At 68.2% G+C, this 15,253-nt stretch carries 14 protein-coding genes; 4 read left to right on the forward strand and 10 right to left on the reverse strand.

What is annotated here, in order from left to right:
• Nucleotide 1: 1 nt before the first annotated feature.
• The 9 genes from DEJ50_RS06555 to DEJ50_RS33820 form a co-directional block, all read right to left on the reverse strand.
• Nucleotides 2-808 carry an ABC transporter permease gene (locus DEJ50_RS06555; RefSeq protein ID WP_150206644.1) on the reverse strand — a complete coding sequence of 269 codons (807 nt, stop codon included), beginning with the start codon at nt 806-808 and terminating at the stop codon, nt 2-4.
• Nucleotides 801-1,613 carry an ABC transporter permease gene (locus tag DEJ50_RS06560; RefSeq protein WP_150206645.1) on the reverse strand — a complete coding sequence of 271 codons (813 nt, stop codon included), beginning with the start codon at nt 1,611-1,613 and terminating at the stop codon, nt 801-803. The genes DEJ50_RS06555 and DEJ50_RS06560 overlap by 8 nt, the downstream gene beginning before the upstream one ends.
• Nucleotides 1,613-2,587 carry an ATP-binding cassette domain-containing protein gene (locus tag DEJ50_RS06565; RefSeq protein WP_150206646.1) on the reverse strand — a complete coding sequence of 325 codons (975 nt, stop codon included), beginning with the start codon at nt 2,585-2,587 and terminating at the stop codon, nt 1,613-1,615. The genes DEJ50_RS06560 and DEJ50_RS06565 overlap by 1 nt, the downstream gene beginning before the upstream one ends.
• Complete coding sequence (locus DEJ50_RS06570; RefSeq protein WP_223837628.1) at nt 2,584-3,369, reverse strand: aldo/keto reductase; 786 nt, start codon at nt 3,367-3,369, stop codon at nt 2,584-2,586. The genes DEJ50_RS06565 and DEJ50_RS06570 overlap by 4 nt, the downstream gene beginning before the upstream one ends.
• On the reverse strand, nt 3,366-4,139 hold the full coding sequence (locus DEJ50_RS06575) for a cupin-like domain-containing protein (RefSeq protein ID WP_150206647.1): 774 nt from the start codon (nt 4,137-4,139) through the stop codon (nt 3,366-3,368). The genes DEJ50_RS06570 and DEJ50_RS06575 overlap by 4 nt, the downstream gene beginning before the upstream one ends.
• Nucleotides 4,132-5,829, reverse strand: a complete 1,698-nt coding sequence (locus tag DEJ50_RS06580; RefSeq protein ID WP_150206648.1) for a radical SAM protein — start codon at nt 5,827-5,829, stop codon at nt 4,132-4,134. The genes DEJ50_RS06575 and DEJ50_RS06580 overlap by 8 nt, the downstream gene beginning before the upstream one ends.
• The gene (locus tag DEJ50_RS06585; protein ID WP_223837630.1) at nt 5,826-6,728 is read right to left on the reverse strand and encodes an arginase family protein; all 903 of its coding nucleotides are present in this window, start codon (nt 6,726-6,728) and stop codon (nt 5,826-5,828) included. The genes DEJ50_RS06580 and DEJ50_RS06585 overlap by 4 nt, the downstream gene beginning before the upstream one ends.
• Before the next feature lie 50 nt (nt 6,729-6,778).
• Complete coding sequence (locus DEJ50_RS06590) at nt 6,779-7,990, reverse strand: JmjC domain-containing protein (protein ID WP_150206649.1); 1,212 nt, start codon at nt 7,988-7,990, stop codon at nt 6,779-6,781.
• A gap of 94 nt (nt 7,991-8,084) precedes the next feature.
• On the reverse strand, nt 8,085-8,249 hold the full coding sequence (locus tag DEJ50_RS33820) for a hypothetical protein (RefSeq protein ID WP_190344325.1): 165 nt from the start codon (nt 8,247-8,249) through the stop codon (nt 8,085-8,087).
• A 517-nt stretch (nt 8,250-8,766) separates the two neighbouring features.
• Between DEJ50_RS33820 and DEJ50_RS06595 the strand changes: the two genes are divergently transcribed.
• Together DEJ50_RS06595 and DEJ50_RS06600 are read left to right on the forward strand one after the other, a co-directional pair.
• The gene (locus tag DEJ50_RS06595; protein ID WP_150206650.1) at nt 8,767-9,132 is read left to right on the forward strand and encodes a DUF1304 domain-containing protein; all 366 of its coding nucleotides are present in this window, start codon (nt 8,767-8,769) and stop codon (nt 9,130-9,132) included.
• Entirely contained in the window at nt 9,129-9,695 is a 567-nt protein-coding gene (locus DEJ50_RS06600; RefSeq protein ID WP_150206651.1) for a TetR/AcrR family transcriptional regulator, read from the forward strand. Before DEJ50_RS06595 ends, DEJ50_RS06600 begins: the two co-directional genes overlap by 4 nt.
• A 15-nt stretch (nt 9,696-9,710) precedes the next feature.
• Here the strand turns inward: DEJ50_RS06600 and nadE are convergent, their stop codons facing one another.
• Complete coding sequence (gene nadE, locus DEJ50_RS06605) at nt 9,711-10,541, reverse strand: ammonia-dependent NAD(+) synthetase (protein ID WP_150206652.1); 831 nt, start codon at nt 10,539-10,541, stop codon at nt 9,711-9,713.
• A 312-nt stretch (nt 10,542-10,853) separates the two neighbouring features.
• Here nadE and DEJ50_RS06610 point away from each other — a divergent pair, with 312 nt between their 5' ends.
• Both DEJ50_RS06610 and DEJ50_RS06615 read left to right on the forward strand, forming a co-directional pair.
• Nucleotides 10,854-12,851: an ABC transporter ATP-binding protein gene (locus DEJ50_RS06610; protein WP_150206653.1), complete on the forward strand. Its 1,998-nt coding sequence runs from the start codon at nt 10,854-10,856 to the stop codon at nt 12,849-12,851.
• Between the two features lie 114 nt (nt 12,852-12,965).
• Nucleotides 12,966-15,218, forward strand: a complete 2,253-nt coding sequence (locus DEJ50_RS06615) for a terpene synthase family protein (protein ID WP_150206654.1) — start codon at nt 12,966-12,968, stop codon at nt 15,216-15,218.
• Nucleotides 15,219-15,253 lie beyond the last annotated feature (35 nt).

The following is a 15,253-nucleotide window of genomic DNA, read 5'->3' on the forward strand; positions in this document are numbered from 1 at the left end:
ACTATGAACCGGTTCCGCTGTAGCGGGCCAGGCCGCGCCTCCACAACATGACCGCCGGAACCATGAGCAGGGGGCCCGCCATCGGGCAGAGCCAGACGATGGGCGAATCCGTCTTGCCGAGAATGTAGAGGCAGGGGTAGTAACCGACGAAGGCGAACGGGACGACCGTGGAGAATACGGCGACGATCCATTTCGGGTAGAAGCTCATCGGCAGCTGGGCGAAGCTGTCGAACCGCCAGATCAGCATGCTCAGCATCGCGTCATGCCGCAGCCAGAACGACAAGGAGGTGACCGCCAGGTGCACGGCTGCGAAGACGAGCGCCGCACCGATGAGTGCGACGGGTATGAACAACACGACCACTGCGGAGAGTTCGGCGCCGCTGTAGTGAAGGGCGGCACCCATCATCCCGAGGCCGATCACGATCTCGATCCAGACGTCCGTGTCGACCTTTGAGAAGAGGATGAGCATCAGAGGACTTGTCGGCCGCACCAGATAGTGATCGACTTCTCCGCCCCGGATCATGTCGGGGATGTCCAGGGTGCCGTAGAAGACGGTGTTCCACAGTGCACGGGCCACAGTCGTGAATCCTGTGAGCACCGCCCACTGGGCCAGCGTCCAACCGTGAACGACACCCGCGGTCGACAGCGCCAGCATGAACACTGCGGCACCGGAGACCGCCTGCACCAGGGCCCCGAGGTTCGCGAGCACCACCTCTCCGGGGTGTACCAAGTGGCTGCGGAAATTCATCCGTGTGGCAAACAGTGCAACATCCAGGGTCTTCTTCAGCTCTACGATGCGCTCAGCCACCGGCAATCACCAGCTTTCGCAATCCGCGCCGGGTGTACAGGGCGCTCGCAGCGGTCAGCGTCACCGCCCAGCAGATGCCGATGGCGATGACGCGCCCGTCCACGAACGGGTCCTTCACCAAGGTGCCGAGCGGTGTGTAGAAGCCGTGTACGAAGGGGGTCCACACCACCGCATCGCGTATGGCCCCGGGATAGAGGGATACCGGCATCATCGAGCCCCCCAGCAGAAGCAGGAGCGCTTCCCGCACTTCGTTGAGACCGTCGACGCGGCGGATGAAGAATGCCGAAAGCCCTATCATGTAACTGAGATTGAAGAGGACCACGAAGGCGATCACGCTCGTGAGAGCGAGTCGCAAGGCATGCCCGGACCCGAGCTGGAAGGGAACGAGCAATGCGCCTCCCAGGACAGCCGCCGGCAGACCCACCAGTGCCGTAATGCCCAGGGAGCGGCCGAGCGCGACCGAGAACCACTGCGTGAAGAACCCCATCGGCATGAGCAGCTCGGTGGTGATCCGACCATCCCTGATCTTGGCCTCGAGCTGGCGGGCCAGTCCGAGATTGGGCAGGCACAGCACCCATACGGTCCCCGCCGCGGCGTACGTCATGGTCTGGCGCAGGCTCAGCCACCCCGCCGGCGGCGTGTCGCCCCCTGCATACACCGCCGTCCACAGTGCACCCTGGAGGCCGATCAGCAGCAGGGCACCGAAACCTTGCGAGAAGGCCCTGGTCCGGTAGTGGAAGGAGAGTCTTATCTGCATGTGGGCCACGGCCAGGTGAGCGCGGCAGGTGCGCCACGTCCGCTCCATCAATCGGCCTTTGCGTAGAGGTCTTTGATGAGCTGCTCCAGACTTGGAGCCTCCAACTGAACATCTTCGACCAGAGGATCGGAGAACAGTGTCGACAGGATCTCCCCGGGAAGATCTCCTCGCGCGTACTCGAACGTGGTGACGGTCCGGGCCGCCTCCCCGACAGGCCTCAGCCCGGGCGCAGAGGGCAGCCGGTGTCCTTCGGCGTGGTGGACGACCAGCCGACGCCTGCCACCCCCGACACCCTTCAAATCGGCGATCTTGCCGTCATACACGAGACGGCCGGCGTCGATCATGATGATCCGGTCGCAGATGACCTCCACGTCCCGCAGGTCGTGGCTGGCCATCACGATGGTCGGACCGCCGTCCTGCCGGATTTCCTTCAGGAGGTCGCAAATCGCCTCGCGCGCGAAGATGTCCAGCCCGATCGTGGGCTCGTCCAGGAGCAGCAGCCTCGGTGCGTGAAGCAGGGTCCCCACCAACTCCGCGCGGGTCCTGTTTCCGAGCGAAAGTTCGCGCACCGGGGTGTTGAGATGGCGGCCGATGTCGAGTCGGGCCACCAGCTGTTCGCTGCGCCGACGGAACAGTTTCGGATCGATGCCGTAGACACGCCGGAGGAGCTCGTAGGAGTCCTTCACCGGCAGGTCCCACCAGAGACTGGATCGTTGAGCTGCCAGGTATCCCAGGTCCGCGGAGAGCCTCCGGCGCTCGCGGTGGGGATCCCGGCCATCCACCATGACCTGTCCCCGGGTCGGCGTGAGGATGCCGGCGATGAGCTTCATGGTCGTGGACTTGCCGGCGCCGTTCAGCCCGATGTATCCGACCGACTCGCCTGACTCGATTCGGAGGTCGATGCCGCGCAGGGCCTCGACCTCACTGCGTTCCCGGCGCATGAGACGGGCCAGCCGGGGACCCGTTTCCGGACGTCGCCGCACCTCGTAGGAGCGCCGTACGCCATCCAGCTGGACTTTCATTCTTCCTTCCCTGGCCCAGGGTTGATGCCCAGTCGGTCGATGGCCGCCACGTCGGCGGGTGCGAGCGGGGAGCCGGACGTGTCCAGATTCTCGGCGAGGTGCGTACGGGAGACGGATTTGACCACCACGGGCACGCCGTGTGCCCGATGCCAACGCAGCAGTACCTGCGGCACGCTGCAGCCGTGCCGGTCGGCGATCGCACGCAGCACGGGATGAGCCGGAGAGTTTTCGCTGTAGGGACTGTGGGCCTGGGTCACGATGCCATGCGCCGTGTGATGGGGCGCGAGCTCCACGTCGTAGTAACGCGGACCGAAAGCGACCTGGTTCACTGCGGGCACCACGCCCGAGGCCCGGATCAGCTCGTCGACCTGCGCGGGACGGAAGTTGCTCACGCCGATGGCCCTGACCAGGCCTTCGTCTCGAGCCTCGATAAAGCGTTCCCAGATGCGCAGCGACCCCTCGGCGTCCAAAGGCGCGTGGATCAGCCACAGATCGACGTAGCCGACGCCCAGGAGATCGAGGCTCGTACGGAGTGCTTCCCGTTCCCGGCCCGCGCACTCCTCGGGAAACTTCGTCACGATCAGCAGTTCGCTCCTGTCGATGCCGCTCGCGCGGATCCCCGTTCCGACCGCTTCCTCGTTGGAGTAGGCGGTCGCAGTGTCGATGAGCCGGTAACCGAGTTCGATCCCTTCACGCACGCCGCGTTCGGCTGTCTCGCCATGCATCTGCCAGGTGCCCAGACCGACGGCGGGAAGGCCGAACGGCAGGGACGTCACGCTCACGCGGCACCGCCTTCTCCGAGCCGGGCGAGCGTTTCACCCACAGCGAGGAGCAGCTCACGCGCCGCGGTGTCCCCGAGCACCTCGAAGTACCTCAGTGCGAACTCCATGTTGCAGTCGTTGATGAAGTTGCTCGTCACGGCGATCGAACCGGTGATGTTGTGCACTTCATGGGCCCAGCCACTCGGTGTCACCACTATGTCACCCGGCTCCTGGACGAACTCCAGGCGCTGCCGGCCCACGCCCGTGGCCCGCGGCGAACAGCCGGGCGGGAGCAGGCCCCACTCCTCCGCACGCTCAGGGGGGTGGAAGGTCCATCGTTTCGCCCCCGCACACAGCAGGTTCCACGCGGCGCTCGCCATCACGTCGACGTGCATCGGCGAACCCGTGCCGGCTGCGCCGATCATCATCCAGGTCCAGTCGGGGCGGGCATCGGGTTCGATTGCCAGGAGCCAGTTGAGGCGCCGCACATCTCTCGGTATGAGGGCGATGAGCGCGGGGTCGAAGTCCGACACCAGTTGATTGCGCAGGTAGAGACCCTTCGGGCGGCGGGCGCTCATGTCGTCGAGGACGGCCGACAGGGGCACCGTCACGGGGCGGCGGTCACGGTCCTCAGCCTCCACCTGGCGGTCGGGGCGCTCACGCAGGTACTGCTGCTGGAGCGCTGTGAATACCGGCCAGTGGGTGCCGGCTCCCCGCAGCAACACCGGCTCAGCACTACAGAGCAACCCGGAGACCGAACCGCTCTCAGGCGTACCCGGGATGTCAGGCATAGAAGGGGTCGACACGGGCCACCTCCGTCCGCTGCCGGCGCCAGTCGTCGCGATGCCCCTCCAGCGCCTCGTCGCCGTACTCGTCCTCGATGTCGACCCGTGCTCGGAGAGCCTGCTGAAGGTTTTCCCGTTCGGACATGCACCGTGCGCGCTTGGCCGTCAGCTTCTCCATGACCGCGTCGGCCGAGTCCGCCCTTCTGAACGGGGCCTCGGGCACGGTGACGGTACACATGGGCGCCGCCCAGCACGTCGTACAGGAACTCGCCTGAACGGCATCGCGGAACATGGCCAGCTGCTCAACGCCGGCCACGGGGTCGACACCCCTGTCGGTGTGACCGACAGCGAACTCGGGTGATTGGTATTCGTATGATGAATAAAGGGTTCCGTCCGACCCGAGCACCAAATACTCGTTGCCGGGGATGAGCTGCATACCGAGCAAGTGCCCCAGCCGTGCACCGCCTTCACGTCCTGGCTGGTTGAGGACACGGTGGAACGAGCGGTGCAGGAAGCCGTGACTGAACGCGAAGTGATATCGCCCCGACTGCTCTCGTTCGCCGTGCGGACGACCGTGAGACCGGACGAAGATGTCCCAAACCCGGCGCTGCTCGTTGAATATCTGCTCGAAATCCGAGTAGGACTGATCCCCTCCCGGCAGGAGCAGATCGAAGTCCCAGGCCAGGGCACGATGCGCGGCGGGCCACTCCGAAAAGTACTGGTACAGGCGTGAGGCATCGAGCGGAGCCGACAGCACACAGATGAGCGCAACCCGCGAAGAGAAATAGTCCGGCCAGTTCTCGGCCAGCCAGTCCGTGCGCTCGCGTACTCGTTCGTGCGTACCCTTTCCGCGCCGGTCGACGCGGTAGCGGTCGTGGTTGGGGCCGTCGATGGAGATGTTGAGATAGATGTCGTGTTCGATGAAGAACTCGACCATCTTCCGGGTGAGCAGCATCCCGTTCGAGTTCACCTGGAGAACCAGGTTCTCCAAACGGGCCCCGACCTCGCGCTTTCGCTCCTCAAGGACCAGAACGGCCTTCTTTATCTCGTCGAAGGCAAGGAGCGGCTCGCCGCCGAAGAAGTAGACTGCCCGCGGAGCGGATTCCAGTTTCTCTTCACCGGTCACGAACAGGTCGATGGCCGCCTTCACCATGTCGGCCTGTGGCGATGCCGTCTGGTGCGGGCGCGTCTCGGAGTAGGCGCCGCCGTAGTAGCAGTATGTGCAGCGGATATTGCACTGCTCCGTGGGATTGAGCATCAGGACGCGGACACGAGGAGTGTCGACACGCGCATCGGCGGGCAGTTCCGGAAAGCTCCAGCCGCCTTCCTCGAACGGGGCGACCAGCAGCATCAGCCTGCTGATGTCCGAGGCCGAGCGCTCCTCCCAGTCCACCGACCGGAGCAGGTCCGCCTCTCCTTGGCTGATTTCATGAATCCTGCCCGTGACAGGTGTATAGAGGTGGAAGCGGTCCGTTCCCCGGTCGCTCTGCCAGACCTTGTATATCCACGTACGCCCCTGATGGACACGCACCGTGACATCACGTTCTCCGGCGTTGCTGCCCGTTGCGGTCGTCCCGTTCACTGTCATGACCGGCCGGTCGTGTTGCGAGATCAGCTCGATCTGCCAGTCGTGCAGGGACCGGATCCCTGAGTGCACGGTGGTTTGCGCGTCCAGTGCGGTCGTTTCGGTACTCATCCGGTCCTCTTCCGTTCCTGAGGGAACTCCAGCAGTGCGCGCAGGCATGTCATGACCGTCGCCGACACCGTCGCACTGGTGGCGCGGTTCTCCCTGTCGTCCTGGAGGGCTTCGACGATGTCCACCGCCACCACCCGCCGGGTGCGGCAGACGTGTTCGACGGCAGTGAGCAGTTCCCGCAGCCGGTAGCCGCCGGCCTCCGGATGTCCGGTCGCCGGGAACTCGGCCGGATCGATCACGTCCAGGTCGATCGACAGATAGGTCGGCCGGTTGTCCCAGGTCGTCGCGGGATCCGGGCGGTAGGAGTAGGTGCAGCGAAGGTCCTCGGGCAGCGGACCACACGCGGCGGGCAGATACGTGCGTATGCCGTACAGCTCGGCACCCGAGATCACGTCCTTCTGGAGCAGGTGCCCCAGGAAATCGGCGTGGGTGATGTCCGTGACGTCCGGCATCGGGCGGGCATTGAAGTCGCAGTGCGCATCGAAACACACGAAGTGAAGGGGTCCGTGCACGGCCGCCGCTCCCGTCGCTGCGGGGGCCGACAGGCTGTGGTCACCGCCGATGAACACGGGAACGCTGGCCACCTTGGCAAGCTGCTCGGACAACCGGGCCAGAGCCCGGTAGTAGGCACCCCTGGAGACCCGCGGATCGATCGGTACGTCGCCCAAGTCGCCGACGTCGAATACCTTGCGTCCGGAAAGCACCAGGTCACGGGTGACGGGATCGATCAGCCCACCCAGGGCACCGGTGTCGTCAACCGCCCATTCGTGCGTGGAGCTGAGCTTGCGGAAGATCTCCGGACCATGGCGCTGACCGGGTACTCCCGGGACTCCGGCGTCGAATGGCAGCCCCAAGATGACTGCGTCGGCCCGCAGTTCACCGGAGAGTACGGTGTCCATCTCCGCGGAGGGAAGCCCGAGCGCTCCCATGCCGCGGCGGAACAGGGCCGTCACCGGGCCGGCTCTCGCTCTGTGCGGGAGGCTCTCTCACCGGACACGGTCACCAGACGGGACTGCAGCAGGGCCGAGACCAGCGCCGAGACGGACCCGACGGGGCTTCCGGTGCGATCGGCCAACTCGGCCACGGTGATGCGGCGTTCCTCGATGAGGATCTCGATGAACGCCAGGTACGCAGCGGGCAGTGCGAAGCTCTGGTCAGCGGTGGTGACGACCACCTGGTCCGCCTCCACCTGCACCACGGGGGGAAGGACGGGCACCAGTTCCACCACTGTGTCACCCGACGGCCGGGCCTTCATCACGTTCCAGGGCAGGCTCGCCAGGTCGCGGCCCCCGGAGCCGCGCCGCTCCGCAGCAAAGAACTCGCCCAGTGGCAGACTCTTCGCCTCGGCCAGAAACACCTCGAGAATCCGCTCGGCCTGTGCCTGTTGGGCTTCGGGCGTGCCTGCACGGTCCAGACTGCCGCGGATCTCCACGCGGGACAGCGCCTGGCGCGTGACCCAGCGCAGCCAGTCGTATCCCGTACGCCGGGTGAAGGTGAAAGTGAGATGCAGGCTGGTCTCACCGCCACCTCGCACCGTGTGCCACCAGCCCCGGGGTACGTGGATCACGTCTCCTGGAACCAGCGTCCTCTCGAACAGTACGCTCTCGGGACAGTTCACCGGATCGCTGTCACCATACTCAGGCAGCGGGAACTCCTCGGATGGCCCGTGGATTTGCCAGCGCTTGGTACCGAGGACCTGCACGACGAATGTGTCGACTTCATCGAAGTGACTGGGGAATGCCTGCGCATCGTCAAAGGTCACGAACAGATTGCAGGCGGAGTTCTCACCGGTGATCCGCATGATGTCGTCGGTCGCGACACGGACGCCGGGATGAATCCTGTCCAGGGAATCTATGATCAAACTGGCACCGGACCTCATGAGCGCAAACATCTTCGACAGGTCGAAGACCCGGCGTCCGCCCCTCGTCACCATGTACCGATGCTCGGAAAGCGCCCTTCCGTCCGCATACAGCAGGAACTCCGCAGGCTCGGCGGACCCACGGGAGAGGATCTCGTTCAGGCCCTCCCAGGAGAAGCACTCCTCGAGCAGCGCGGGATCGAGGTGTTTGAAAACAACCTCATTGCCGACCTGGTGGGCAGCGAAATCCCCGCCGAGTTCATCTGACAAGGCGCGGCCGAACCGTGATGCAAGTGTCGTCATGCTCTGAATCACCCTCATACCGCTGCGGAGAACCTCGGAGAATGGAATCTGCGTGTACCGGGCACTGGGGCCCGGTACACGCAGAGCCAATCGACTACTTCGCGGGGTCCGCGAACAGCTTGGCGAAGTCCGGAACGCTGGGACGGTGATGCGTCTTGGCGAAGGTCGCACGAGCCCGGTCGCCTACCGGCGAAACTCGAACCTCCACTTCCGGAAACTCGCTGTCCGCGGCGCCGTGGTCGGCGGAAACGTTTGCCATGGGATACCTCCGTAGGTAGATGCCGTTGGCACTCGGGATCGAGGCTAGGACAAGGAAAGCGTCACGATCAAGAGAAATAGCCAACGGCTAATGGAATGGGGGTTTCCGATTGGCTACGGGTTTACATCACTCACCCAAACCCGCGAGATTCCCCGACAATACTGCTCATCCTTGGCTTGAAATACACCCAAGTTGGCCTGTGAGGCGCTGGACATGTGAAAGATGCCTGGATTGCCGCGTATGCACCACCGAACTTTCTTCACAAGTGCGAGGCCATCCCCCGGGGGAACACGATCAACCGGGGGCCAGAGAAGAGCTCCCCGGGTGGGGTGAGGCCGGCGTTCACGCGAGCGAAGCCGTCCATGGCGTCCCGGATATCTGGCGGTACGGGTGGCCGCCTCCATCGAGGTGCGCTTCACGCAACGCAGGCACGCGGGGGTCCCGCCTGGATTTCTGGACAGGTGTCCAGGTATGGTGGACACCTGTCCAGAAATTCCGCCGTCGAGAGTGGCGCCCCATGCATGTCACAGCCCAGCTCCTGACCGGCCTGGTGGCCGCCCTGCACCTGTACTTCCTGGTCCTGGAAATGTTCCTGTGGGAGAAGCAGCCGGGGCGGGACCTCTCCGGCTTCGATGCCGAACTCGCCCGCGTCACCGCACCGCTCGCCGCGAACCAGGGTCTCTACAACGGCTTCCTGGCCGCTGGCCTGGTCTGGGGCCTGATCGCGGCGGACCCGACCGGATTCCGGGTGCAGGTGTTCTTCCTCGCCTGCGTCGTGATCGCCGGGGTGTACGGCGGCCTCACCGCCAACCGCCGCATCCTGGCCGCCCAGGCCCTGCCCGGGGCGCTGGCCCTCGCGGCCGTCCTGGTGGCCGGCAGGTGACGGGCGGGCCCGAGGACCCGCGGGCCGCCCGGACCCGGGCGGCACTTCGCCGGGCCCTGCTGGAGGAATGCGCGGAGCGTCCGCTCGCCTCGGTCGGGGTCGCGGCGCTGGTGCGCCGGGCCGGAGTCGGCCGGGCCACCTTCTACGTCCACTACTCCGGCCTGGAAGAGCTCGCCGTGGATGCCTGCGCCGATGTGGTCCGGGAGGCGGTGGACGCCCTGCACGCCTGGCGCGGCATCCCGGACCCGGCCGCCCCGCCACCCGCCCTGCGCGCCTTCTTCGAGAGCCTCGCCCCGCACGCCGCCCTCTACCGTGAACTGCTGCGCCCGGGCGGGGGCGGCCCGCTGGGGCTGGTCCTGCACCGGGATCTGCGGGCCCGCAGCGTCGCCGAGCGCACCCTGGCCGGAGCCCCCGAACCCGAGCTGATCGGCTCGGCGGTGGCCTCGGCCTTCGCGGGGGTCCTGGCCGACTGGCTGCACGGACTGATCGAGGCGGACCCAGACCTGATCGCGCAGCGGGTGTGGCGGCTGCTCATCTCCCTGCACCGCACCCCGCTGTCCTGAACCGCCGCGCGGACGCTACGGCGCGACGGGCAGCTGCCGCTTGTGCTCGGTGAGGCGGTAGCGGCGGGCGATGGTCTCGAAGGCCTGCTCGCCGACCGGCTTGCCCTCCAGGAAGTCGTCGATGTCGTCGTAGGTGACGCCCAGCGCGTCCTCGTCGGCCTTGCCCGGGTCGAGGGTCTCCAGGTCGGCGGTCGGGGTCTTCCAGACCAGCTCGGCCGGGGCCCCGAGGGCGTCGGCGACGGCCCGCACCCGGCGCTTGGTCAGCCCGGTCAGCGGGACCAGGTCGGCGGCCCCGTCGCCGAACTTGGTGAAGAAGCCGGAGACCGCCTCGGCCGCGTGGTCGGTGCCGACGACCAGGCCGTCATGGGCGCCGGCCACCGCGTACTGGGCGATCATGCGCTGCCGGGCCTTGATGTTGCCGTGGACGAAGTCCTGGTGGTGGGCGTCCCGGAAGACCACCCCGGCGGCCACCGCGGCCTCCAGCGCCGCATCGCTCGCCGGCTTCACGTCCACGGTGAGGACGTCGTCGGCGCGGATGAAGGACAGCGCCAGCTGCGCGTCCCGCTCATCGGCCTGGACCCCGTACGGCAGCCGCATCGCGTGGAAGCGGGCCTCGTGGCCGGCCGCCCGGACCCGCTCCACGGCCAGCTGGCACAGCCGCCCGGCAGTGGTGGAGTCGACACCTCCGCTGATCCCGAGCACCAGCGCCCGCAGGCCGGTGGAGGTGAGCCGCTCGGCGAGGAAGGCCACCCGGCGCTCGATCTCCCGCTCGGCGTCGAAGGTCTCGGTGACCTCCAGTTCCCGGGCGATCTGCTGCTGCAGGGCGATGGACGCCGGCTCGGTCACGGCTGCTCCTCTGGTGTTCGTCGGCTACGCGTTCCCGCCCACCCTATCGGCGGCGCAATCCCTCGAAGGAAGGCCTCCACCCCTTCCGAGTGATTCGAACGCCGCATCACGAGGCACTCACCGCCCGCCCCAAGGGCCCGGCCCCGGCCTCGTAAACATGTCCGACCCTTCGCCCCTCCGCACCCGTGACGCCGCTCTGAACAGCCACGTTCTTGGCTCGTCAGTCACCCGCCGCAGCAGCTCGGGAGGAACTTTGCGATCTGTGCATGTTCATGTGGTGTTCGACCGGTATCCGGACGGGGGTGGCTGCGGATGAGGCTGCTCAAACGCCCCGTCCTCGCGGACGGCACCGTCTCCGACAGCGAGCGCCAGCTCTTCGGCGGACCGCTGCGCTACGACGCGGGCTGGGCCGAGCACGAGTACGCCCAGCTGGAGGCCCGCCTGACCGACACCCTGCGCGCCATGCCCAGGATGGTCGGCGGCACCCTGCGGCTGGCCCGGTCCGCCGACCGGCGCGCCCTGTTCACCGTGGCCGCCGCCGAGGCCGGACAGGGCGTGACCGCCGCTCTCGGACTGCTGGTGGTGAATGCCGTCCTCGGCCGGCTGCTCGGCACCGGCACCGCCGCCGAGCGGCTGCACGCAGCGCTGCCCGCGCTGGCGCTCGGCGCGCTGGTCGCCGTCCTCGGCGCCGTACTGGCCTCCTGGTCCACGGCCGCCGCCGGACGGCTGGAGCCCAAGGTGGAGCGGGCCGCCCACGAGCGGTACCTGCACGCCGCGATCCGGGTGGAGCTCGAGGCCATCGAGGACGGCGAGTTCCGGCGGCTGCTGGACAGTGCGCAGTGGGGCCCGCCGGCCGCCCGCCGCACCATCGGCGCCTGCGTGGCCACCCTGAACGCGCTGATCTCGCTGGTCGCCGCGGCCGGGGTGCTCACCGTGCTGCACCCCGCCCTGCTGCCGATGCTGCTGCTGATCGCGGCCCCGCGCGGCTGGGGCGCGATGCGGGTGGCGCAGCGCCGCTACCTGTCGGTGATGAGCTGGGTAGAGCACGTCCGGGCGGCCCGGCTGATCGGGCAGCTGCTGATCTCCCGGACCTCCGCCGCCGAGGTGCGGGTACACGGGGTCGGCCGCTACCTCCTGGGCCACTACCGCAAGATGGGCGAGCACGCCGAGACCGAGGCCACCCGGCTGGCCCGGGACAAGGCCGGCACCGAACTGCTGGCCGCAGCCCTGTCCGGCGCCGCCGCGCTGGTCACCTATGCCGCGATGGGTGCGCTGATCGTCTCCGGCCGGATGGACCTGGCCGTGGCCGGCACCGCGGTGCTCGCGGTGCGCAGCGGCTCGGCCGGACTCGGCGCTCTGGTCTCCAGTACGAACGTGCTGCACGAGGAGTCGCTGTACGTGCGGGACCTGGAGCGGTTCGTCGCCGAGGCCGGGCAGCGGGCCATCCCGGCCGGCGGGCGGGCGCTGCCCGAGCGGTTCGAGGCGGTCCGGCTGACCGATGTCGGGTTCCGCTATCCCGACCGGGAGGAGCCGGCCCTCAGCGGGGTCTCGCTGACCGTGGAGGCGGGCCGGGTGGTGGCCCTGGTCGGCGAGAACGGCTCCGGTAAGTCCACCCTGGTGAAACTGCTGGCCGGGCTGCACCTGCCGGACAGCGGCCGGATCGGCTGGGACGGGGTGGACCTGGCGGAGGCCGACCGGGAGCAGGTCTTCGACCGGGTGGCGCTGCTCACCCAGGACTTCGAGCGCTGGCCGGTGACCGCCCGGACGAACATCGCCATCGGCCGGCCCCAGGAAGTGGAGGGGGTGGACAGCGCCGCCGCGGTGGTCGCGGCGGCCCGGTACGCGGGGGCCGACGCGCTGGTACGGAAGCTGCCGCACGGCTACGAGACCCTGCTCGCCCGGGTGTTCCGGGGCGCCTCCGAGCTCTCCGGCGGCCAGTGGCAGAAGTTCGGCCTGGCCCGCACCCGTTACCGGGACGCCCACGTGATCGTGGTCGACGAACCCACCTCGGCGCTGGACCCGGAGGCGGAGATCGCCGCCTTCGACAGCATCCGCGGCCTGGCCGGGCCGCAGCGGGCGGTGGTCCTGGTCACCCACCGGATGTCGGGGGTCCGGCACGCCGATGTGATCTACGTGCTCCACGAGGGCCGGCTCGTCGAACAGGGCAGCCACCAGGAGCTGTTGGAGCTCGGCGGCCGGTACGCGGCGATGTTCCGGATGCAGGCCGAGCAGTACGGGAAGACGGTGCCCGGCGGCCCGTCTATCCCGCGGCAGGGCGGCGCGCCGCGGAACGACCCGTCCGTCACCTGAAGCGGTGAACTCTCCCTTGTCCGGGGGGAGGCGGGGGTAGGGCACTGCTGATCTCGTGCGGGGGACCGGGCCGGCCGGTCCCCCGCACCCGTGCGGAGAAAGGCCGATCCTGTCGTGACCCAGGCGTCCCAGCCGTCCCAGAAATCCCAGGCGTCCCAGCCGTTCCGGCTGCCGGATTTCTACGTGCCGTATCCGGCGCGACTGAACCCCCATCTGGAGACCGCGAGAGCCCACACCAGACGATGGGCCCGCGCCTTCGGCATGCTGGAGGGCTCCGGGGTCTGGGAGGAGAGCGACCTCGACGCGCACGACTACGCGCTGCTCTGCGCTCACACCCATCCCGACTGCGACAGCGACGCCCTGAACCTGGTCACCGACTGGTACGTGTGGGTGTTCTTCTTCGACGACCACTTCCTGGAGATGTACAAGCGCACCCAGGACCGGGAGGGCGCCCGGGACTACCTGGAGCGGCTGGCCGCCTTCATGCCGATGGACCTGGCCGACGGATTCCCCGAGGCCGCCAATCCGGTCGAGGCCGGGCTCGCCGATCTGTGGGCGCGGACCGTCCCGGCGATGTCCATGGACTGGCGGGAACGATTCTCCGAGAGCACCAGGAACCTGCTCAACGAGTCCATGTGGGAACTGGCCAACATCAACATCGGGCGGATCGCCAACCCCCTCGAGTACATCGAGATGCGCCGCAAGGTGGGCGGCGCCCCCTGGTCGGCGGGCCTCGTCGAATACGTGTCGGCGGAGGTCCCGGCCCGGGTCGCGCACTCCCGGCCGCTGGCGGTGCTGCGGGACGCCTTCGCGGACGCCGTGCACATCCGGAACGACATCTTCTCCTACCGGCGGGAGGTCGCCGACGAGGGCGAGCTCTCCAATGCCGTCCTGGTCCTGGAGACCTTCCTGGGCTGCTCGACCCAGGAGGCCGCCGACGCCTCCAACGACCTGCTCACCTCCCGGCTCCAGCAGTTCGAGCACACCGCACTCACCGAGATCCCCCAGCTGGCCGCCGACCGGGGCCTGGACCCGGCCGAGGCTGCGGCCGTGCTCGCCTACGCCAAGGGCCTGCAGGACTGGCAGTCCGGCGGCCACGCATGGCACATGGTCTCCAGCCGCTATATGAACGAGGAGGCCCGGGCCGCCGCGCCCGTCACCCTGCCCTTCCTGCCGGCCGGCCTCGGCACCGCCGCCCTGGACATCCGCTCCCTGTTCGCCCCGCGCGCGGCGGAACTGCGCCGCCGGTCCTTCACCCATGTACCGTTCGAGAAGACCGGCCCGTCGGTGATCCCGGAGATCCGGCTGCCGTTCGACCTGAAGCTCAGCCCGCACCACCGGCACGCCCGGGAGGAGTCGGTGGCCTGGGCGCGCCGGATGGGCCTGCTGGACGCCCGGCCCGGCGATCCGGCCACCGCGATCTGGAACGAACCCAGACTCCGCGGCTACGACTTCGCGCTGTGCTCGGCGGGCATCGACCCCGACGCCACCCCCGAGCAGCTGATCCTCAACGCGTGCTGGCTGACCTGGGGCACGTACGGGGACGACTACTACCCGGTGGCCTTCGCCCGGACCCGGAACCTCGCTGCGGCCAAGGCGGCCACGGCCCGGCTGGTCGCCGTGATCCCGGTGGACCACGCGGAACAGCCGGAGCCGCACACCCCGCTGGAGCGGTCCCTGGCCGACCTGTGGGTCCGGACGACCGGGGGCATGGCCGCCGGGCACCGGGCGGAGTTCCGCGCCACCCTGGTCACCATGCTGGACAGCTGGGTGTGGGAGGTGGACAACGCGATCGCCCACCGCATCCCGGACCCGGTGGACTACGCGGAGATGCGCCGGCGCACCTTCGGCAGCGAGCTCACCATGTACCTGTGCCGGCTGGGCCTGGCGGGCCGGGGTATCCCGGACGCGATCCACGCCTCCGGGGTGATGCGGTCGCTGGAGAACGCGGCGGCGGACACGGCCTGCCTGATCAACGACATCTTCTCCTACCAGAAGGAGATCGAGGTCGAGGGCGAGCTGCACAACCACATCCTCGTCACCCGGAACTTCTTCGACATCGGCTACCCGGAGGCCCTGCACATCTGCCATGAGCTGATGACCCGGCGCATCCAGGAGTTCGAGCACATCGCGGCGACCCAGCTGCCGGTGCTGTGCGAGGACTGGAAACTGGACCGGGAGGCCCGGGCCGGCCTCGACGCCTATGTGGCGGAACTCCGGGACTGGCTGGCCGGCATCCTCCACTGGCACCGGACAGTACGCCGCTACCGCCCCGAGGACCTGCGCCCGGCACCCACCGGACCGATCCCGGGCGTCCGGTCCGCCGGCTTCGGCATGTCGGCCGCGAGGATCCCCTGGACCGCGTAGGGGGCACGGCGAAAGGCCGCAACCCTCGGGTTGCG

The sequence above is a fragment of the Streptomyces venezuelae genome (assembly GCF_008642295.1).
Taxonomy (GTDB): domain Bacteria; phylum Actinomycetota; class Actinomycetes; order Streptomycetales; family Streptomycetaceae; genus Streptomyces; species Streptomyces venezuelae_C.

Bases quoted from the DNA above. Each gene is read 5' to 3' on its own strand.
- DEJ50_RS06560 (WP_150206645.1), bottom strand. From the start codon at position 1,613: ATGGAGCGGACGTGGCGCACCTGCCGCGCTCACCTGGCCGTGGCCCAC.
- DEJ50_RS06565 (WP_150206646.1), bottom strand. From the start codon at position 2,587: ATGAAAGTCCAGCTGGATGGCGTACGGCGCTCCTACGAGGTGCGGCGA.
- DEJ50_RS06575 (WP_150206647.1), bottom strand. From the start codon at position 4,139: ATGCCTGACATCCCGGGTACGCCTGAGAGCGGTTCGGTCTCCGGGTTG.
- DEJ50_RS06580 (WP_150206648.1), bottom strand. From the start codon at position 5,829: ATGAGTACCGAAACGACCGCACTGGACGCGCAAACCACCGTGCACTCA.
- DEJ50_RS06585 (WP_223837630.1), bottom strand. From the start codon at position 6,728: ATGGACACCGTACTCTCCGGTGAACTGCGGGCCGACGCAGTCATCTTG.
- DEJ50_RS06590 (WP_150206649.1), bottom strand. From the start codon at position 7,990: ATGACGACACTTGCATCACGGTTCGGCCGCGCCTTGTCAGATGAACTC.
- DEJ50_RS33820 (WP_190344325.1), bottom strand. From the start codon at position 8,249: ATGGCAAACGTTTCCGCCGACCACGGCGCCGCGGACAGCGAGTTTCCG.
- DEJ50_RS06595 (WP_150206650.1), top strand. From the start codon at position 8,767: ATGCATGTCACAGCCCAGCTCCTGACCGGCCTGGTGGCCGCCCTGCAC.
- DEJ50_RS06610 (WP_150206653.1), top strand. From the start codon at position 10,854: ATGAGGCTGCTCAAACGCCCCGTCCTCGCGGACGGCACCGTCTCCGAC.